Here is a 19,125-nt window from a genome sequence, read left to right on the forward strand (position 1 = left end):
CGTCACCTTCGCCCCCTGGCGCGCCAGCCGAGCGCGCGGGCGGCTTCCAGCCCGGCGGGGCCGGCACCGACGATCAGCACGCTGTCGCCCTTGGCGTGCATCCGCTCGGAATGCCACCCCTTGCGCCTCTCCGCCATGAATGTCGGGTTCTGCGCAGCGCGAGATCGACATGGTCATGTCGCCGGTGATGCAGATGTTGCAGCCGATGCGTTCGCGAATGTCCTCGATCCGCCCCTCCTGCACTTTCTTCGGCAGGAAGGGATCAGCAATCGACGGCCGCGCGCAGCCGATGAAATCCAGCGTACCGGACTTGATCATCTTCACCATCACGTCTGGCGAGGTAAAAATCATCAGCAAGCGGACGTTCCGCTGGCAAGAAGAATTTCGCCTTGGTGGCGGACAAAAAAATAGCGACGGCGTGCAGATCCTGGCCGTGCCAGAGAGAGCCGACATGTGAAAACATCAATTGCCGGGGTGAAAATCTCGATCGCGCCCGGTATCATCTATGAAAATACCCAAATCGGGAGGACGCCGGTGCAAACCAAGAAGATCATCAATGACGGCAACCGCGCCGTCGACGAGATGCTGGAAGGCATCCTGGCAGCGCATCCCCGCCATCTCAAAAGCGTGGACGGCAGCCCACGTTCGATCATCGCCCGCGACGGACCGCGCCAAGGTAAGATAGGCCTCGTCATTGGTGGCGGCTCGGGCCACGAGCCGAGTTTTCTCGGCTTTGTCGGCAAGGGGCTGGCAGACGCGGCGGCCATCGGCAACGTCTTCGCCTCGCCGCCGCCCGACCCGATCCTTGAATGCGCAAAGGCAGCAGATGGCGGCGCCGGTGTGCTGTTCATGTACGGCAACTATGCCGGCGACGTAATGAATTTCGACATGGCGGCCGAGATGGCTGGTATGGACGATATTGAGGTGCGCACGGTGCTGAGCACCGACGACGTCGCGTCCGCGCCCGTTGGCGACAGGCACAAGAGGCGGGGTGTCGCCGGCAATTTCTTCATCTTCAAGGCGGCAGGTGCCGCCTGCGACCGCATGTTGTCCTTCGATGAATGCGAGCGCATCGCTCGGAAAGCCAACGACCAAACATTCACCATGGGTGTGGCGTTGGCGCCTTGTTCGTTGCCGCAAACCCGCCGGCCGAATTTTGAGATCGGACCCGACGAGATGGAGATCGGCATGGGCATCCATGGCGAACCCGGCATCGCACGCGGAAAACTTAAAACGGCCGACGAGATCACCGACGAGATGCTGGACAGGATTCTCGCCGAGATGGCGCCGACACTCGGCGAGAAGGTCGCCGTGCTGGTCAATTCGCTTGGTTCGACGCCGCTGATGGAACTCTACATCATGAACCGGCGCGTGAAGCAGAGGCTTGACGATATCGGTGTCTCCATTCACGCAAGCTGGGTCGGCAATTACTGCACCTCGCTCGAAATGGCTGGCGCTTCGATCACGCTGCACCACCTCGACAGCGAGTTGCAGACGATGCTCGACCACCCTTGCGACTGCGCCATGTTTCGCGCCGGCTAAAACCTGTCAGAGCAGCAAGGGGACAAAGACATGACAACGGTCGACACTGCCCACCTTGCCGCAATGTTCGCTGCCATTGCGGACGCCATGTCAGCAGACAGGGACCGGCTGTGCGCGCTTGACGGCGTGATTGGCGACGCCGACCACGGCATTGCGATGGAGCTTGGATTTTCCGCGGCACGCGACGCGGTTGCCGCATTGGACGCCGGGACCACCGAACCGACCACTTTGCTGAACACGGCGGCGAGGTCGTTCCTGAATGCCGTCGGCGCATCGTCCGGTCCGCTCTATGCCACCGCGTTCATGCGCGGCGCGGCAGCCGTGAAAGGCAAGACGACGCTCGCTGAGGCGGACATGGTCGCCATGTTTCAGGCCATGGCCAAAGGCATCCAGGATCGCGGCAAGGCCGAACCTGGCGAGAAGACGATGATGGATGCATGGGCGCCGGCTGCGACGGCGGCGGGCGAGGCGCTGGCCGCCGGCACGGGCCTGGCCGGCAGCCTGGCAGCCGCGGCCGAGGCGGCAAAGGCGGGCGCGGAGGCGACCAAGGCGATGATCGCCACCAAGGGACGGGCCGCCCGCCTCGGCGAACGCTCGCTTGGCCACATGGATCCGGGAGCGGCGTCTGCCGTAACCGTGATCGAGGCGATGCGGATCGCCTTGACCGGCTAGACCATCTCCATTTCGGAAAGATCATATTCAAGCAATAGGATAGAGGCTTGACTTGACTCTATCCGGCAAGGCCCTTCCTCAGCGCTTCGCGTCGAGCTTGTCGATGGCATCCACGTTTCCAGCAGAGGGACCGTTTGGATCGAATTCGGAGGCCAGCCACGCATCGGCGATAGATTTTGCCAGTTCGGGACCGATAACGCGCGCACCCATGGTGATGATCTGGGCGTTGTTGGATTTCGCAGCGCGCTCCGCCGAATAGGTGTCGTGGGTTAGCGCGGCGCGGATTCCGGGCACCTTGTTGGCCGAGATGCTGACCCCGATGCCGGTGCCGCAAAACAGTATGGCGCGGTCGTAATTGCCGTCGACAATTTCGTGGCCAACTGCGGCAGCGATATCGGCGTAGTAGCCGGCCCGGCTGAGATCAACGATCTGCAGCTCGGGCTTGGTAGCGAGATGCTTGGCGATGACGTCGAGCAGCGGCTTGCCAGCGCTGTCGGCTCCAAGTGCGATCTTCATGACGATGAGCTCCTTTGCTTCGTGGTCAGCGCTCGATGGCGGCCGACGCGTTTTTCAGAATGTCGATATAGCCTTCCGCTTGCCATGCCGAGCGGCCGATGAAAAGGCCATCGACATGCGGCTGGCCGATCAGTTCGGCGGCATTGCCGGGATTGACGCTGCCGCCGTAGAGCACAAGCGGGGCGTCCGGCAAACGGCTTGCCGCCACCTGTTTGATCAGCGCTTGCTGCTTGTCGGCATAGTCGGCGCTGGCTGGAATGCCTTTCTCGCCGATCGCCCAGACCGGCTCATAGGCAAAGAGGATCTCCGCCGACAGTTCATTGTGCGCGAGGCCTTGCAGCGCGCCAAGCACCTGCGCGGTCAGGATTTCATCGGCGCGGCCGCCCTCGCGCTCGGCCAACGTCTCGCCGACACAAATCAACGGCACCAAGCCGTGCCTGACTGCCGCCGCTGTTTTCAATCCCACCGTCGCATCGGTTTCGCCGAAATGCTCGCGGCGCTCGCTATGGCCGAGTTCGATCAGGTCGAGCCCGCAATCCCTGAGCATCACTGGCGAAATCTCGCCGGTCCACGCCCCGGCATCGTCCCAATGCATGTTCTGCGCGCCGACCTTGATGCGGGTGTCGGCAAGCGCTGCCTTCACCTGCCGCACGGCGGTGAACGGCGGAATGACGAAAGGCTGTATCGCCGGATCAAAGTCCGGCACGAAGGCCGCCAGCGCCTCGGCGAATTGCAGCGCCTCTGCCAGCGTCTTGTTCATCTTCCAGCTCGTGCCGACCCAATATGGGGTCATTCTTTTCTCCTTCGATCCGAAATTCGGATGATGCGTGTCTCCGGGCCCGCGTGCCGCCTCCGACCCAGCGCTGTCCACTCAGGCGCGAGGCTTGAGACTGTCGCGACCGCTTTCGATATAGGGCGCCCAGAAATCCACCGACTCGCGGATCATTGCAATAACCTGATGATCGACTGGTTCCCTCTCCCGGAACGAAAGTTCAAGGCAAATCTCATTGTCGGTCCCGCCACCAGCCCGCACCGTGTCGAGCAGCTTCTGTGGGAGGATTCGGCCATCCTTGTTGTAGGCCGCCGTAAACGGCCAGTGGCCGCCCTTGTTCATGGAGGATTGCTTGATGTGGATGATCGGCGACTGCAATGGAAAGGCTTTCGCCCACGCATAGGGATCGGTGTCGTCAGGGTTGGATGAGGTCACGTCACCATGGTCGATGTCGACCATCATCTGCATCGGTATCGGCAGCTTGGCCGCATCGATGGCGCTCTGCAATTCGACGCTGCTTTCGATCGTGTGGCCAAACTCCCGCCCGACCGACATCGGTTCCCAGAACAAATAGGTGAGGCCCGCTGCTTTGGCGTGCTCGGCCACCTCTCGCCAGCATTCGAGCGCGATGTCAACAAGTGCCGCGCGCCGCTGCGAATCGTCAAAATCCTTGTAGGTGAATATGGCGAACTGCGTGCCCATGCCCGAAGCGCCGAGTTCGGCGGAGATGTCGGCAAAGGTCTTGAACCAGTCGACATAGTAGCGGCGCACATCTGCGTCCGGATGGCCGAAATGGTTGAGCCTGCCATAAGGCCCGGTCATCCCTGAGGTGACGCGCACGCCGGTCCGCGCCAGTGCGCTGTTGAACAGGCGCAGGAATTTGGCGATCGTTGCCGCCGGCCAGCCCGGATTGACGAATTCATGCGTCAGCTGCACGTCGCGGATGCCGATGCCATAGGCAATGGCGTCGATCAAATCGTCGGGATCAGCGAAACGATTGACCAGCGGGTTGGTGTTGAGGGAAAGCGTGAAGGCCATCAGTTTGCCGCCGCCATGATGTTAGCGCACCAGTCTTCAAATGTTTTCCGCTCGGCCGCATTGATGTGCAACCCGTGCTTGGTGCGGCGTTCGAGAACATCGGCAGCAGTCATCGCCCATTCGGTCTCGAACAGGAAGGCAGCTTCGCGCTCAAAGAAATCCGGGCCGAAACGACGGCCGAGATCGGCTTCGTTTTTCACCCCTTTCAGCAAAGCGCGCGTGCGCGTGCCGTAGCTTCGCGCATAGTGCTTCACCAGCGACGGGCTAAGCGAGGAAAACTCGGCGTGCAGATCGCTCAAAAACTGCTCGAAATCCGCGTTGGGCAGGTCGCCCCCCGGCAAGGGAATTTTGGCGGTCCAGGCTTTCTTCATCGTCGGGAAGAATGGCTGGATTTTTTCCAGCGCATGTTCGGACAACTTGCGGAAGGTGGTGATCTTGCCGCCGAACACCGAAAGCAGCGGCGCGCTGCCATTCGGGGCGTCGAGTTCGAAGATGTAGTCGCGTGTCACCGCGCTTGGGTTGTCGGCATTGTCGTCATAGAGCGGTCGCACACCTGAGAAACTGTAGACCACGTCCTGCGCAGTCAGCTGGCGCTTGAAGTAGCGATTGACCACCTTGATCAGATAATCGACTTCGCTGGCCTCGGCGGCCACTTCCTCGGGCTTGCCTTCATAGGGAATGTCGGTGGTGCCGATCAGCGCCAGATCGTTCTCATACGGGTTGACGAAAATCACCCGCTTGTCGCTGTTCTGGATGAGGTAGGCCTGCCGTCCTTCCCAGAATTTGGGCACGACGATATGGCTGCCTTTTACCAGGCGAACGTTGCGGGTGGAATTCTGCCCGGCGACGCGGCTCACAATGTCGTTGACCCACGGTCCGGCGGCGTTGACCAGCCCCTTTGCGCGGACCTTCGTCACAGCACCGGTGCGACCGTCCTGCATGTCGATCGACCACAGCCCGGCTTCGCGCCTGGCAGCAATACAGGCCGTGCGGGTGAACACTTTTGCGCCGCGCTGACTGGCGTCAAGCGCATTGAGCAGCACCAGCCTGGCGTCATCGACCCAGCAGTCGGAATATTCGAAGCCGAGCTTGAATTCGTCCTTGATCGGCGCCCCTTCCGGTGCCGTTCTTAGGTTCAGCGTCCTCGTTCCCGGCAGCCGCTTGCGGCCGCCAAGATGGTCGTAGAGAAACAGCCCGAGCCGGACAAGCCATGCCGGCCTGTCCTCGGGGCTGTGCGGCAGCACGAAGCGCATCGGCCATATGATGTGCGGCGCCGCCTCAAGCAGCACCTCGCGTTCGATCAGCGCTTCGCGCACCAACCGGAACTCGTAATATTCGAGATAGCGCAGGCCGCCATGCACCAGCTTGCCGGAACGCGAACTGGTGCCTTGCGCCAGATCATCCTTCTCGCACAGGATGACCGACAGCCCTCGACCGGCCGCATCGCGCGCTATCCCGGCGCCGTTGACGCCGCCGCCAATTACAAAGAGATCGACAACATCTGACGTATCACTCAAGACTTTGCTCCTGTGCGGTGCGCCATGCCTTTCCACACCGGCCGCAGCGCCTGGCGCGCCGCGACGAAGGATGGAAACAGCGCATCGTAGGTTTGGGAAAGCGCCTCGTCATAGGTGTCGCATTCGCCCAGAAGTGGTGTCACCCATTCGGCGCAGCAATCATCCATGGAGCGATAAACGCCAAGCCCGACCGCGGCCATCATCGCCGCACCCGCAGCACCGGCTTCCTGGCGGCTGCTCGTCCTGACTTGCGCGCGGGTCACTGCGGCGATGATGCGGCGCAGCGAAGGGCTGCGCGCCGCGCCGCCCGACAGGCGGATTTCGCCCGGCACCGCGCCCATTGCCTGGTAGCAATCGCGCGCCGCGAAGGCCAATCCCTCAAGAACCGCGCGCGCCAGATCGCCAAAACCGTGCTTGACCGAAAGGCCGATGAAGCCTGCCCGCGCATCGGGATCGACAAACGGTCCGCGTTCACCGGCGAGGGAGATATAGGGCTGATAGACCAGCGATCCCGGCTCCGATCCTTCGACCCAGGCATCGAGTGCTTTCAGCAATTCGTCGCGCGAAGGCTTGGCGCCGCTGGCAGTCAGCACGTCGCGCGCCAGGCCAAGCAGCCAGTCTATGTTGAGCGTCGCCGCCATGTTGGATTGCAGTTGCGCATAGGCGCCGGGAACCGGCATGGCGATCGTATAGCCGGACGCATTGTCGTTGAGCACGACATCGTCGGCGGTGCGCGCCAGGCGCGTGTGAATGCCGGTAGAGCCGATGACCGTGCAGCCGACATTGCCGCTTGGATCGTAGAGGCCGGCTCCGAGCGCGGTGCTGACCATATCCACGTAACCCAGCACCACCGGCGTGCCTTCGAGCAGGCCGGTCTCTTCGGCTGCCGACGCAGAAAGTGGATGATGGTCGGTCGTGCCTTCGAGCATTGGCGGCAACAGGCGGCGATGTGTCGTCAGATCGAGAATGTCGAGCACCGCGTCGGAATAGCTGCGCGAGCGGAAATCGCCGAAAGTGAATGTGCCTTCCGACGGATCGGTGGCGCGCTCGCCGGTCATTTTGAAATAGAGCCAGTCCTTGCAATGTAAGGCGGTGGCGGCCCGCTCCAGGATTTCCGGGCTGTTCCTTTTCAGCCAGCTGAGCTGAGCGCCCTGCTGGCAGGCGTTGAGCCCGGTGCCGGTGATCTCGAACCGCGTGCGATCTCGGGCATCGCAGCGCATCTCGTCCACCAGATGGCCGGCGCGGGCATCGAGCCAGAGCCAGGCGCGCCCGACCGGCATGCCGTCGCCATCGATCAGCCAGGTACCGTCGCCCTGCCCGGTGATCGCCACCGCCGCGGTTCGCCGCGCGAGATCGGGAAGCTTCGGCGCCAGTTCGCGAACCGTCTCAACCATGTCGCGCCAGGTTTGATCGAGATCCTGCTCGGCGCCGCCGCCTTCCAGCGTGACGAAGCTGTTGGTTACCGACGCCATGGCAAGCTGCCGCCCCGAAAGATCGAAAGCGACCGATTTGATCACGGAGGTTCCCGCGTCGATCCCGATCAGCAGGTCTTTCATGCGGCAAGTTCCGGATTGTTATGAAGGCAATTCAAAGGAGCAGTCTTTGTTGTCTGGAAGCCGTAGAAGAGGCAGGGAGTGTCCGCAAGGACACCCCCTGTGCACGATTTATTCCGAAAGCACGAAGGGTGCGGTGTACTTGTCCACATTGTCCTTGGTGATGAGAAGGCAATCGAACAGCTGCTTCTCGCTGGTGGCGCCGGTGGCGCCCGTCTTGATGAACGAGTCGGCCTGCTGCACGGCCTTCGCCGAGAAGATGGCCACCGGCTGAAGCACGGTGTACTGCAGTTCGCCGGACTTGATGGCCGCAACCGCATCCGGGGAGCCATCAAAGCCGCCGACCTTGATGCCGGCGAGCTTGCCGGCCTCCTTCAGCGCCGCAACCGCACCAAGCGCCATTTCGTCATTGCCGCTGATCACGGCGATGATGTCGGGATTGGCCTGCAGCATGCTCTGCATCTTGTCGTGGCCCTGGGTGCGATCCCAGTTGGCGACCTGCGAAGCAGCCTTTTCGAGATCCGGATACTGGCTCAGCACGGTCGCGTAGCCGTTCGAGCGCGTGGCAGCGTTGTTGTCCGACGGGGCGCCGAGCAGTTCGACATACTTGCCCTTTTCACCGACCGCCTGCACCCACTGCTGGGCACCAAGAGCCGCACCCTGCGCGTTGTTGGAGACGAGCTGTCCCTTGGCGAGGCCTTCCTGGTTGATCTCGGCATTGACGAGGAAAACCGGGATGTTGGCGGCAATCGCCTTCTTCACCGCGCCGACCGAACCATCGGCATTGGCCGGGTCGAGGATGATCGCCACCGACTTGTTGGTGATGGCGGTGTCGATCAGATTGCTTTCCGTGTTGGTGTCACCCTTGTGGGCAGCGACATTGGCCGTATAGCCGAGCTTTTCGGCCTCAGCCTTGGCGACATTGCCCTCGGTCAGCCAGTAGGGGTTGGCCGGATCGTTGACGATGATCGAGATCAGGCCCGCGGCCGATGCGGCTGCGCTAAACCCAACCACCATTGCGGCAGCAAGCAAACTTCTAAGCACGATTTTCATGTACATTCCTCCAATGATTTACGCGGTGTTGCTGCCGGTCACCCGGCAGTCTTCCCTTGGGCAGGATTGGCCGGTTCGGCCTTCCCCCGTTTCTGAGAAGTCGGTTGGCCGCCCGTGGAAGCTGAGAGCTTGCTACGGCGGCGATACTGAACGGCATTGAGGAGCACGGCGAGCACGATGACGGCGCCGGTGAACACTGTCTGCCAGTAGGATGAGATGCCGATGATCACCAGACCGTCGGACAGGAAGCCGATGACGAAGGCCCCGAGCAAGGTGCCGCGGATGTTGCCGCGCCCGCCGGTCAGCGCCGCGCCGCCGATGACGACGGCAGCGATGGCCGTCAATTCGTAGGTGGTGCCCGCGGTCGGCCCGGCCGAGGTCAGCTGCGAGGACAGGATCAGGCCGGCAATGGCGGCGCAGATGCCTGAAAGCACATAGACCGAAATCTGCACCGTCTTGACCGGAACGCCGGAGAGTTCGGCGGCGCGCTCATTGCCGCCCGAGGCGTAGAGCCAGCGGCCGAAAGCGGTGCGGTTCAAGACGATGCTGCCGATCAGCGCGATGACCACCAGCACCACCACGCCGGTCGGCACGCCGAACAGGCGGTTAAAGCCGAGCGCGTCGAAGCCGGTGTTGCCCAGCTCCGGCTTGCCGCCGAGATTGTTGTAGGTCAGGCCACTGGTCATCAGCAGCGCCAGGCCGCGCGCCATGTACATGACGCCGAGCGTGGCGACGAAGGCCGGAACCTTGAACCGCGCGATCAGCACGCCGTTGACCAGACCGACAACGGCGCCCAGCATGCAGGCCAGCACCGCCACCACCCAGACCGGAGGGTAGAGAACGACGCCCAGCCAGGTCAGCGTCACGCCCTGCATCAAAAATCCGGCAACGACGCCGGCAAGCCCAAGCGTCGAGCCCACCGACAGGTCGATGCCGCCATTGAGGATGACCAGCAGCATGCCGACGGCGAGAATCCCGAAGATGGCGACATGCGAGGCCATGGTCAGGAAGTTCGCCACCGAGAGGTAGTAGGGCGACAGGATCGAGAAGACGACGATGATGACGATCAGGGCAAAGAAAGCCCGACCCTCGAGCAGCAGCTTGGCCACGTCGAAGCCCTCGCCGCCCGTGCTGGGGCTGGACTGTTTGCTGGCCTGGCTGACATCGGTCATGGTCGGGGCTCCGAAATTCTGGGATCAGGCGACCACGGCTTCGCCGGAGGCGGCCATGATCTGCTCTTTGGTGGCGTTCGCGCCGAACTTGGCTGAAATCTTGCCGCGCCGCATGACGACGATGCGGTGGGCGATGCTGAGGCACTCATTGACCTCCGAGGTTGAGAAGACGACCGCCAGGCCTTGCGCAGCGCGCTCGCTGAGCAGACGGAAGACTTCGGCCTTGGCGCCGACATCGATGCCGCGGCTCGGCTCGTCGAGAAGGATGACCTTGGGGTTGGTCGTCAGCATCTTGCCGATGACGACCTTCTGCTGATTGCCGCCCGACAGCGATCCGATCATGGCGTTGCCGCCGGCGGTCTTGATGGTCACCTTGCGAATCGAGTCGTCGATCAGTGCGCGTTCCCTGGGCCGGGAGAGGAACAAGCCTTTGGCGAACGCCTCGATGCTGGCAAGCGACAGATTGCGGCCGACGGTCATGGTCTGGACCAGGCCGTCGCGCTGGCGGTCCTCGGGCACCAGCACCAGGCCTCTGGCGATGCGCTGGGCAATGGTCAGCCCCGTGACGTCCTCGCCTTCCAGCAGCGCCCGCCCGCCCGCCATCGGCACGCGTCCGGCAACAGCTTCCAGCAATTCCGTGCGCCCGGCACCCATCAGCCCATAGATGCAGACGATCTCGCCTGCCCTGACGTCCAGCGACAGGTGATCGACGACCGAGTAGCCTGAACCCGAAGTGTCGGTGACGCTGACATCCTCGATCGAAAGCGCGACCTCGCCAAACGCATGGCCGGTCGGCGGCGAGCCGAGGTCAAAATTCTCGCCCACCATGTTGCGGACGATCCATTCGAGGTCGATGTCCTTGGCTTCGGCCGTTGCGGTGATCGCTCCGTCGCGCAGCACGACGGCGTAGTCGGTGATCTGCAGCGCCTCTTCGAGGTGATGCGATATGTAGACGATCGAGACGCCGCGGCTGGTCAGGTCGCGGATCACCTTGAACAGCACCTCCACCTCTGTCGCACTGAGTGCGGAGGTCGGCTCGTCCATGATCAGGATGCGGGAATCGACCGACAATGCGCGTGCGATCTCGACGATCTGCTGCTGCCCAAGCCGCAGATCCTCGACCAGGGTCATCGGATCGATGTCTTCTTCAAGGTCGGCCATCAGCGCCCGCGCCTGGCGCGACTCCTCGGCGAAGTCGAGGCCGGTTCTGGTGCGCAGTTCGCGGCCCATGAAGATGTTGTCGCGAACGCTCAGATTCGGTGCCAGGCTGAGCTCCTGGTGGATGATCGAAATGCCGCGATCGCGTGCATCGGAGGACGAGGAAAAGCTGACGAGATTGCCGTCGAGCACGATGTCGCCGGATGTCGGCGTCACCACGCCGGACAGGATCTTCATCAGCGTCGACTTGCCGGCGCCATTCTCTCCAAACAGGGTGGTGACCTTGCCGCGATGGATGTCGAAGTTGACGCCTTTGAGCGCGTGAACGCCTCCATACGACATGACGACATTGCGCGCCGAAAGCACGGCGTCGCCAGTCGCGGGTTCTGTGCCGGAAGCCGTTGTCATTTGACGTCCAGCCTCACCGGCGTGACCAGCCAGCTCTTCGGATTGACCAGCTTGAAAGCGCCGACCACCGCTATGGTCTTGCCGGTCAAGGCGCTGGTATCGACTTTCGCCAGCACCTCTTTCTTCATCTCGTTGTTCAGCGCCGAGCCGGCATCCTGATATTCAATCTGGTTGGTGAACTGGCCGAAGGTGATCTTGCCGGTCGCGTCGCGAAGCTCGGTTCCGTTGATCGCCGGCCCTGTCTGCACGCGGACCGTCAGCGTGTCCGGCAAACCGTCGACGGCGACCTTGTAGATGCCCGACTTTCCCTCGCCGACGACGCCGGTGAACTTGACCGAGATGACCGGCCCGACACCCGCGGGCACGCCGTATTCTTTCTCGGCCGTCGCCCTGTCCTTGGCGATTGCCGTCGCCACCGTCACCGCATCGGCGGCACGGGTCTCGACATCGGCCTGCACCTTGGGAAATTCCGACTTGCCGTAGTCGGCTGCGGAGAACACGGCGTTGCGAACATCGCCGGCGGAGCCGATCTTGACGATTTTGGTATCGAGCGCCATAGCGCCGAGCAGAACCAGGACTGCGGCGCCGGCAAGTGCGCGGCGCAGGCCGGGCGAAGTCTGCCGGGGCGATGCGGTGGCAGCCTTGGCGCTCATGATACAACCACCAGCGAAGCGGATTTTCCGTTGTTACGCATTCGACGATCCTCCGTTCACGCGGCGTTTCGTTGCACCGGACGCACTCTCAAGCCGGCTCTGTTCGATCAGTGCCCTGGCGGTGCATTCGTCGGTGATCAGGCCGCTCAGATAACGGCTTTCGAGCACCGCCTTGATGGCCCGTACTTTCACCTTGCCGCCGGCCACCGCGACGATCCTGCGGCCCTTCAGCTGGTCGCGGGGCAGCGCCAGGATTCTTTCCGACAACGCTGTTTCGACCGGGCGGCCCTTGTCGTCGAAGAAATGCGCAAGCAATTCGCCGACGCCGCCGTCACGTTTGACATCGTCGATTTCGGACGGCTCGATCATGCCTGTGGCGACCAGCGACGCTTCCCGCTCGGCCGTGCCTATTCCGACGAACATGAGGTCGGACCGGCCGGCGAGAGCGAAGACATCGCTGATGCCGCGCTGGCCAAGCAGCACCTCACGGTCCTCGGCGGTGTTGGCGACGAAAGGCACTGGCATCACATAGGCCTGCGCGCCGGTCCGCTCGGCCAACCGATGCATGACGTCGTGCGGATTGGCTGCGAATTTTCGCGTCACCCCGCCAAGCAGCGAGACGAAACGGATATGGGCGGCGGCGGTGCGCGTCAGATATTCGACGCTTGCGGCAAGGGTGCGGCCATGGCCGACGCCGATCAGCATGTCCTCGCCACGATCCATCTCGCGCTTCAGGAATTGCGCCCCGGCGATGCCCAGCCCCCTGAGCGGCAGGTCTTCCTGATCCAGATCCGGAACCACCTCGCAATAATCGAGCCCGTATGCGGCGGTCAGGCGATGCTCCAACTCCACACATTCGGCAACGTCGCCGTCGATGAAGACCCTGACCAGGCCTTCCTGGTTGGCCTTGGTGATGAGCCGGTGCGCCTTGAGGCTGGTCAGGCCAAGCCGCTTGGCCACCTGAGCCTGGGTGAGACCTCCGGCATAGTGAAGCCAGGCCGCGCGCGTGGCGAGGCTGGACTCATGATCGCGGTTAGCGGTTCCGCCGGATTTCAAGCCATCTCCTCCCCAGGGTGATAATATTATCTTTGTATGCAAAAATTTTCACACCTTTGCATCGCTGTCAATCCTCCGCAGATGGTTGCCCCAGCCGACGGATCGGGAGCCGAGGCAGCATATTAGGAGGTCAACATATCAGGCGATCATACGGCGGCGTTAAGTTAACGTCAATTTGCGTTATATCGTGTTCAACCACAACATGGACCCTTGAGCGCCGGCAGCCGAAACAACGAATAAGCGTTTGTTTTTGTTTCAATGTTCGGTGACGATGAAAATCCCAATCTGGATGTAAGACAGGAATTTTGGTGCACAAGGCGCAACAAGGGCAAACCGATCGGATTGCCCTAGAATACTACCGGCGTCGGCGACGGCGCGATCAGTCCAGCCGCATCAGGTTCCTGCCCTCGAGCTCGACAACAGCGGCTTCGACTTCCCGCGCGAGGCGCTCAGTGCTCCACGCCAACGCCCGCCCGGCGATCGCGGCAATCTCCTCCAGGTCGCGGCGCGTCAGCGAACCGCCTATCGCCAAAGTGCTGCGGCGCATGACGACATCGGCCAAATGTTCGACGAATTCGTTGCGCGCGATGTAGTCGATTTCAGCCTTGCCATAGCCGACCGAGTCCGGCAGGCGACCCTCATCATTCGACCTGTGCCTGGCGATCTGCGCGGCTCTGGTCCCGTAGCGCGACAGCAATTGATCAAGGCGCTCTTGCTCGACGCCCGTTGCCTGCTGCGCCTCAGCCAGCCAGTCCGCGCGCGCCGCGGCATTGACCGGAAAATCCCTCCCACCCCCGATCGGCATCGACTGAGTGGACACCTTGCGGCTGCGCTGCAAGCGCCCGAGCACGGTGTCAGCGACTTCCTCGGCAAAGCCGCGGAACGTCGTCCATTTGCCGCCGACCAGCGAAATGACTGCAAAGGGCCTGTTGCCGTCCGGCTCGGCGACCGGCGCCGAATGATCGCGGCTGATCAGTCCGGGCGTCGCGGCTTCAGACGTCGGCAGGGGTCGGATGCCGCTATAGGCATAGACGATCTGGTCGCGCTCGAACGCCATGCCCGGCAGCAGCGTTCGCACGCTGTCGAGCAGATACTCGACTTCTTCGGGTTCGCAGCGCACCGCGTCCGGATTGTCGGCCTTGATGTCGGTCGAGCCGACCAGCGCCAGGCCGAGATAGTCGTAGACCAGGCAGATGCGGCCGTCATCGGCCTCGAAATAGAGCATGCGCCCTGCGAGGCTTTTGACCAGTTCGTCATGCTTTAACAGGATATGCGAGCCCTTGGTGCCGCCGATCATCTTCGACGACGCGCCAAGCAACGCATTGACGTCATCGATCCACGGACCGGCGGCGTTCACCACCAGCTTCGGCCGCACCGAAAAAGCGATGCCGTTTTCCGGCTGGAAGGTGAGCACGCCATTGGCTGAGGCCGCCAGTGTCGTGTAGTTGGCACTGGCAGACGCCGCGTGGGCCTGCAAGCCGTCGAGGATCAGTTCCAGCACCAGCCGTTCCGGGTGGCTTACCTTGGCGTCGTAGTAGGTTCCGGTGGCGACGATCGCCGGATTGAGCGCCGGCAGCTCGCGAAGTGTCTGCCGCCGTCCGACCATGCGGTGGCGCGGCATGACCTGGTTTCGCGAACCGTAGAAATCGTAGATCATCAAGCCGATCTTGATCAGTATGGCGCCGCGGCTGCGCGGCGCGCTGGTCGAGCCGAACAGCGTTCGCAACGCCGCCAGCATGCCCTTGCTCCACGAGAAGATCGGGATGACGGTCGGCAGCGGGCTGACATAGTGCGGCGCGTTTTGCAAAAGCAGATTGCGTTCGAGCGTCGACTGCGCCACCAGCCCGAACTCGCCGGTCTCGAGATATTTCAGGCCACCGTGGATGAGCCTCGACGGCGCGGCACTGGTGCCCGAGCCGAAATCCGCCTTGTCGACGATCAGGCAGCTGACACCTTGCGCGCACAGATCGCGAAACAGCCCTGCTCCGTTGACGCCGGCGCCAAGAATGACGACGTCGACCTCGCCGATCCCGGCCATCGCGACGAGGCGTCCGGCGCGATTTTTCGCCCCTGCTCCTTCGGCTGGGCTCATGGCGCTTTCGTCTTGACGATGCGCAGCTTCACCCCGGCCCGTTCGAGGCTCTGCATCTGCGCGTCGCCCAGGCCCTCGGTCACCAGCACGGCGTCGAAACTGGTCAGATCGTCGAAGACATGCAACGCGATCCGGTCGAATTTTGCGTGGTCGACCAAAAGGATGCGCTTGACCGATGCAGCCATCATCGCCTGCTTGACCCGCACGACATTCGGATCCTGGATGAAAGCAGTGGTTCCGGTGACGGCCGAAGCCGAACAGATCAGCACATTGGCGCGCAACTGCGCCACGGCGTTCTCGCAGACGATGCCGATATAGGCATTGTAGGTGCCGTGATACTGGCCGCCGAGACAGATGAAGTCGAGGTCGTCGACATTGATCAGCAGCGCAGCCGTCGACACGCTGTTGGTGACAACCGTTAGCGGCTTGACGTCGAGCAGCAGCGTCGCGACCGCGTTTGCCGTCGATGAATCGTCGAGCATCACCACCTGGCCGGCCTCGACATAATCCAGTGCTGCCCGCGCAAGCGCATCCTTCTCGGCTCGATTGACGGTCACCCGGTAGCGGAAGGCGCTCTCATAGAGACCCGAGGGCTGGACCGTCACCGCGCCATGCAGCTTGCGCAGCACGCCCTGCTGCGCCAGCCGGTCGATATGCCGGTGGATGGTCATGCGCGACACGCCGAAATGCTCGACCAGATCGTCGATGCGCACCTGGCCGAGCTTGATCACATAATCGGCGATCTCTTCGCGTCGTTCGTCAGCCTTGATCATGCATTTCCCCCCGGCCGCGCCAGCCTTTCGATTTCCGGCCAATGCGACTTCAGCTGCTCGGCTATGCGGCAGTAGAGCGAAAACCGCTCATTGAACACAGCACTGGAGGCCGGCGCTGGCTGATATTTGCGCTCTGTCATCCCGACCTGCCTGGCGCCCTGTTGCGGCGTCGCGAAGATCCCGATCGCGGCCCCCGCGCAAAGGGCGGCGCCCAGGGCCGCGGCCTCGTCGGTCGAGGTGATGGTGACCGGAGCGTTCAGCACGTCGGCAAACATCTGGACGAAAGCGGGATTGCGCGAACCGCCACCGGTCAGGCGGATCTCGCGAACGGCAAAGCCCTCGCGCAAGGCCTCGACATGGGTGCGGTGATTAAAGACAATGCCTTCCAGAACCGCCTTCAGCATGTCGCCGCGATTGTGCCAGCCATGCAGGCCGATAAAGCTGCCGCTGGCCACGTCGCCATAAGGAGAGCCGAACAGATAGGGATGAAACAGGATGGTCGAGGGCTTCTTCAACGCCGCGTCGATCTCTTCCGCCAGCAATTCGTGGAGGGAGCCGCCATCCGCGTTTGTCCTGTCTTGCTCCAAGCGGCAGAAAGTGTCGAGAAACCAGTCGTAGTTCGCAGTCGAGGCCGGCGAGATCGCCATGTTGTTCCAGCGGCCCGCGTCGATGGCGTTGCGGCAGAACCAACGCTGATCGACGCGCGGTTGCGAAGATACGACTTCGTTGATGGAATAGGTACCGGCGACGATGGCGAGCACGCCGTCCTCATGGCCACCCATGCCAAGCGCCGAGGCGGCCACGTCGTGCAGGCCGCAGGCGACGGGCGTACCCTTGGACAGGCCGGTCATATCGGCGGCCTCGGCGGTCACCTGTCCAACGATGTCGGCCGAATGCGCCACCGGCGGTAGCGCATCGAAAAGGCCATCCAGTCCGAAGATGCGCATCGCTTCCGGCGCGAAGGCTTGCGTGCGGAAATCCGTGAAGGAGGTGCTGGCCTCCGTCCGGTCGGTGCCGATGGTGCCGGTCAGGCAAAAGCGCAGCCAGTCCTTGCAGGCCAGCACATGACCAATACGACGGTAGCGTTCCGGATCGTTCTGCCTGATCCACGCCAGCAGTGCGGACGGTGCCGAAACATGCGGCGCCTGACCAGTTAGCGCCAGCGCTTCGTCGAAAACCGAACCTCCAGCCCATCTGTCGACAATCTCGCCCGCACGACTGTCAAGCGACAGGATTCCGGGTCCCAGCGGCCGGCGGTCCTTGCCGAGCAGATAAAGCCCGTCGCCATGCGCGGTCGCCGCCACCGCCTTGATGTCTTCCGCCGGCCTGCCGGAGAGCGCGATCGCCTCCTTGATGGCGTCGGCGGTCGCTTGCCACAGGCCTGCCATGTCGCGTTCCACCGAACGCGCAAGGGGCATCGATTGCGGCACCCGCCGACGCGCCACCGACAACTGCGTGCCATCGGCATCGAAGATCACCGCCTTTGTGACCGTGAGGCCGTTATCGATTCCGAGCAGGCTGGGCATGATCACCGCCTCTTTCAGCAACTGGCGATTGCCACAGCGCGATCCTGCAGTCTGATGCAAGGGCGAAAACACATAGCGACAACCCCGATAGAGCAAAGCGGACGAACGATAAAAGCACCTTGCCGCGAGAAAGAACCCATATCTTTATGTGATTTTAACGTCAACACGCGCGACAATTTCGACGCTATTCAAGCCATTGCGTTTCAGGTTGTCGACTAGGCTTTCACTAAGGCTTCGGCGCCAGTCGAGGCACGGATGGATCTCGCGGTTGCTGGCGCGGACGCGTTGTCAACTGCGAAGGCCGTCGCGGATGGCGCTGAAATAGCGATCGGTTCCGACCTGCCCGCCCTTGAGCGCCACCTCCAGCCCATCGATCGCCTTGATGCGCGAGTGAGCGACGCAAAGCGGCGAGCCCGGCGATGCCGGGAGCGGCATCCGCACCGTCAGCGCATCGACGCTCATCTGGCCGAGTGCGTGGCTCGACGTATCGCCGCCGGCAATGACGACGCGTTGCAAATTCTGTTCGATCGTCAGCGCGCGAAGCAGTTCGCCAAGGCCGCGACCAAGCTTGTGGCGGGCACCTTCCTGCCGGTCGATTTCGGCGCCGCGGTCCGCCGCGGGACCAAGGGCCGTGTAGAGAACCACACTACGGCCGGCTTCCAGACTGGAGCGGCCGGCAGAAACTGCGCGCGCGATTGCATCTCCGGACGCTTCGGAGATCAGTTCGACAGGATCGACCTCGATGCCGTCGAAGCCATCGGTCAAAGCGTGCCGGATCTGTCGTTCGGTCGTCGGCGAACAACTGCCCGAGACCACTGCGATCCGGTCGGCCGCACCTGGCGGCGAAAATTTTGGTTCAGCTCTGACCGTCCCGTTCGACACCCATTCGGCCAGCAGCGCATATTCGATCCCGGACGAGCCGACGACGAAAGAGCCGCCCGGCTTGCGGACACGCCAAATCTCCTTGCCGGCAAGCGCCTGCGTCTCCCGGCTGTCAACATCGACAAGCACGATGTCGGTGCCCTCGGCGAACAAGCGATCGAACGCTTCAGACCGGCCCGCCGACTGCAGCGTCGCGAGATCGACCAGCCCCGACGTCAGCTCCGTCTGCCGCGACAGATGGATCAGCAGGTCGGCTTCATCCATCGGCGTCGTCGGGTGGCGGCTCATCACCGGATGGCGGTCGATGCGGAAATACTTTTCGCGATAGGCTGCGAACAGATGGCCAAAGGCGGTGCAGCGCTTGAGCTGCGGCGCCCCGACCAGCAGCGGCACGCTGTCCTGCCCGAAGACCGAGCGGCCGATCTCGATGGCGCGGCCGATGCTGCCGATCGTCGGGCTGGAGTCGAAGGTCGAGCAGACCTTGTAGTGGCAGAGCGCGGCGTTCAGCGTCTTCAGCCAGGCGAAGGCTTCGCGCAGGTTCGTGTCCATCCAGAGCGGAGCCTCGCTGCGGCTGGTGCCGGCCAGTCCGACGGCTCGGCAATGGCTGAACTGCGCAAGCATGGCCGCGTTCGGCTGGCGCATGAACAGCACGGTCGGCACGCCGCCGAGCTCGAGCGCCTCCATCACATCGGTCGAGCCAGTGAGGTCGTCGCCATAATAGCTGAGCAGAAGGTTTTGCATC

At 62.8% G+C, this 19,125-nt stretch carries 16 protein-coding genes and 1 pseudogene; 2 read left to right on the plus strand and 15 right to left on the minus strand.

The features are described 5' to 3' along the window. Positions 1-20: 20 nt before the first annotated feature. Positions 21-345: pseudogene (locus FJV77_RS11020) on the minus strand (NADH:flavin oxidoreductase); the annotation flags it as partial. Between the two features lie 189 nt (positions 346-534). Between FJV77_RS11020 and FJV77_RS11025 the strand changes: the two are divergent. Then, a complete protein-coding gene (locus FJV77_RS11025; protein ID WP_142866837.1) occupies positions 535-1,542 on the plus strand; it encodes a dihydroxyacetone kinase subunit DhaK in 1,008 nt (335 codons plus the stop codon). Positions 1,543-1,572: 30 nt separating this feature from the next. Beyond that, positions 1,573-2,214 (plus strand): dihydroxyacetone kinase subunit DhaL, encoded by a 642-nt coding sequence (gene dhaL, locus FJV77_RS11030; protein WP_142866838.1) that lies wholly within the window; start codon positions 1,573-1,575, stop codon positions 2,212-2,214. Between the two features lie 78 nt (positions 2,215-2,292). Here dhaL and FJV77_RS11035 read toward each other — a convergent pair whose 3' ends face one another. The 14 genes from FJV77_RS11035 to FJV77_RS11100 all read right to left on the minus strand — a co-directional run bounded on the left by FJV77_RS11035 (position 2,293) and on the right by FJV77_RS11100 (position 19,124). Further along, positions 2,293-2,730 (minus strand): RpiB/LacA/LacB family sugar-phosphate isomerase, encoded by a 438-nt coding sequence (locus FJV77_RS11035; protein WP_142866839.1) that lies wholly within the window; start codon positions 2,728-2,730, stop codon positions 2,293-2,295. Positions 2,731-2,755: 25 nt separating this feature from the next. Next, positions 2,756-3,523 (minus strand): triose-phosphate isomerase, encoded by a 768-nt coding sequence (locus tag FJV77_RS11040; RefSeq protein WP_142866840.1) that lies wholly within the window; start codon positions 3,521-3,523, stop codon positions 2,756-2,758. A gap of 78 nt (positions 3,524-3,601) precedes the next feature. Then, complete coding sequence (locus tag FJV77_RS11045; RefSeq protein WP_142866841.1) at positions 3,602-4,540, minus strand: TIM barrel protein; 939 nt, start codon at positions 4,538-4,540, stop codon at positions 3,602-3,604. Continuing rightward, positions 4,540-6,057, minus strand: coding sequence for a glycerol-3-phosphate dehydrogenase (locus FJV77_RS11050; RefSeq protein ID WP_142866842.1), 1,518 nt, complete (start codon positions 6,055-6,057; stop codon positions 4,540-4,542). The genes FJV77_RS11045 and FJV77_RS11050 overlap by 1 nt, the downstream gene beginning before the upstream one ends. After that, a complete protein-coding gene (locus tag FJV77_RS11055) occupies positions 6,054-7,613 on the minus strand; it encodes an FGGY-family carbohydrate kinase (RefSeq protein ID WP_142866843.1) in 1,560 nt (519 codons plus the stop codon). The genes FJV77_RS11050 and FJV77_RS11055 overlap by 4 nt, the downstream gene beginning before the upstream one ends. A gap of 108 nt (positions 7,614-7,721) precedes the next feature. Further along, the gene (locus FJV77_RS11060) at positions 7,722-8,669 is read right to left on the minus strand and encodes a D-ribose ABC transporter substrate-binding protein (protein WP_023672597.1); all 948 of its coding nucleotides are present in this window, start codon (positions 8,667-8,669) and stop codon (positions 7,722-7,724) included. A gap of 32 nt (positions 8,670-8,701) precedes the next feature. Next, entirely contained in the window at positions 8,702-9,835 is a 1,134-nt protein-coding gene (locus tag FJV77_RS11065; RefSeq protein WP_142866844.1) for an ABC transporter permease, read from the minus strand. Between the two features lie 24 nt (positions 9,836-9,859). Continuing rightward, positions 9,860-11,401, minus strand: coding sequence for a sugar ABC transporter ATP-binding protein (locus FJV77_RS11070; RefSeq protein WP_142866845.1), 1,542 nt, complete (start codon positions 11,399-11,401; stop codon positions 9,860-9,862). Next, a complete protein-coding gene (locus FJV77_RS11075) occupies positions 11,398-12,054 on the minus strand; it encodes a DUF2291 domain-containing protein (protein ID WP_142866846.1) in 657 nt (218 codons plus the stop codon). Before FJV77_RS11075 ends, FJV77_RS11070 begins: the two co-directional genes overlap by 4 nt. Positions 12,055-12,087: 33 nt before the next feature. Continuing rightward, positions 12,088-13,110, minus strand: a complete 1,023-nt coding sequence (locus FJV77_RS11080; RefSeq protein WP_142866847.1) for a sugar-binding transcriptional regulator — start codon at positions 13,108-13,110, stop codon at positions 12,088-12,090. Positions 13,111-13,489: 379 nt separating this feature from the next. After that, the gene (locus FJV77_RS11085; protein WP_246691227.1) at positions 13,490-15,148 is read right to left on the minus strand and encodes a glycerol-3-phosphate dehydrogenase/oxidase; all 1,659 of its coding nucleotides are present in this window, start codon (positions 15,146-15,148) and stop codon (positions 13,490-13,492) included. 50 nt (positions 15,149-15,198) lie between these two features. Continuing rightward, positions 15,199-15,975, minus strand: coding sequence for a DeoR/GlpR family DNA-binding transcription regulator (locus FJV77_RS11090; protein WP_142866849.1), 777 nt, complete (start codon positions 15,973-15,975; stop codon positions 15,199-15,201). Beyond that, entirely contained in the window at positions 15,972-17,501 is a 1,530-nt protein-coding gene (locus FJV77_RS11095; RefSeq protein ID WP_142866850.1) for an FGGY-family carbohydrate kinase, read from the minus strand. Before FJV77_RS11095 ends, FJV77_RS11090 begins: the two co-directional genes overlap by 4 nt. Positions 17,502-17,789: 288 nt before the next feature. Next, complete coding sequence (locus FJV77_RS11100) at positions 17,790-19,124, minus strand: four-carbon acid sugar kinase family protein (protein ID WP_142866851.1); 1,335 nt, start codon at positions 19,122-19,124, stop codon at positions 17,790-17,792. Between the last annotated feature and the right edge of the window lies 1 nt (position 19,125).

Source organism: Mesorhizobium sp. WSM4306, from assembly GCF_007003975.1.
Classification (GTDB): domain Bacteria; phylum Pseudomonadota; class Alphaproteobacteria; order Rhizobiales; family Rhizobiaceae; genus Mesorhizobium.

Excerpts from the sequence above, each read along its gene's own strand:
- dhaL (WP_142866838.1), top strand. The coding sequence starts at position 1,573 with ATGACAACGGTCGACACTGCCCACCTTGCCGCAATGTTCGCTGCCATT.
- FJV77_RS11035 (WP_142866839.1), bottom strand. The coding sequence starts at position 2,730 with ATGAAGATCGCACTTGGAGCCGACAGCGCTGGCAAGCCGCTGCTCGAC.
- FJV77_RS11040 (WP_142866840.1), bottom strand. The coding sequence starts at position 3,523 with ATGACCCCATATTGGGTCGGCACGAGCTGGAAGATGAACAAGACGCTG.
- FJV77_RS11045 (WP_142866841.1), bottom strand. The coding sequence starts at position 4,540 with ATGGCCTTCACGCTTTCCCTCAACACCAACCCGCTGGTCAATCGTTTC.
- FJV77_RS11055 (WP_142866843.1), bottom strand. The coding sequence starts at position 7,613 with ATGAAAGACCTGCTGATCGGGATCGACGCGGGAACCTCCGTGATCAAA.
- FJV77_RS11060 (WP_023672597.1), bottom strand. The coding sequence starts at position 8,669 with ATGTACATGAAAATCGTGCTTAGAAGTTTGCTTGCTGCCGCAATGGTG.
- FJV77_RS11065 (WP_142866844.1), bottom strand. The coding sequence starts at position 9,835 with ATGACCGATGTCAGCCAGGCCAGCAAACAGTCCAGCCCCAGCACGGGC.
- FJV77_RS11070 (WP_142866845.1), bottom strand. The coding sequence starts at position 11,401 with ATGACAACGGCTTCCGGCACAGAACCCGCGACTGGCGACGCCGTGCTT.
- FJV77_RS11075 (WP_142866846.1), bottom strand. The coding sequence starts at position 12,054 with ATGAGCGCCAAGGCTGCCACCGCATCGCCCCGGCAGACTTCGCCCGGC.
- FJV77_RS11085 (WP_246691227.1), bottom strand. The coding sequence starts at position 15,148 with ATGGCCGGGATCGGCGAGGTCGACGTCGTCATTCTTGGCGCCGGCGTC.
- FJV77_RS11090 (WP_142866849.1), bottom strand. The coding sequence starts at position 15,975 with ATGATCAAGGCTGACGAACGACGCGAAGAGATCGCCGATTATGTGATC.
- FJV77_RS11095 (WP_142866850.1), bottom strand. The coding sequence starts at position 17,501 with ATGCCCAGCCTGCTCGGAATCGATAACGGCCTCACGGTCACAAAGGCG.
- FJV77_RS11100 (WP_142866851.1), bottom strand. The coding sequence starts at position 19,124 with ATGCAAAACCTTCTGCTCAGCTATTATGGCGACGACCTCACTGGCTCG.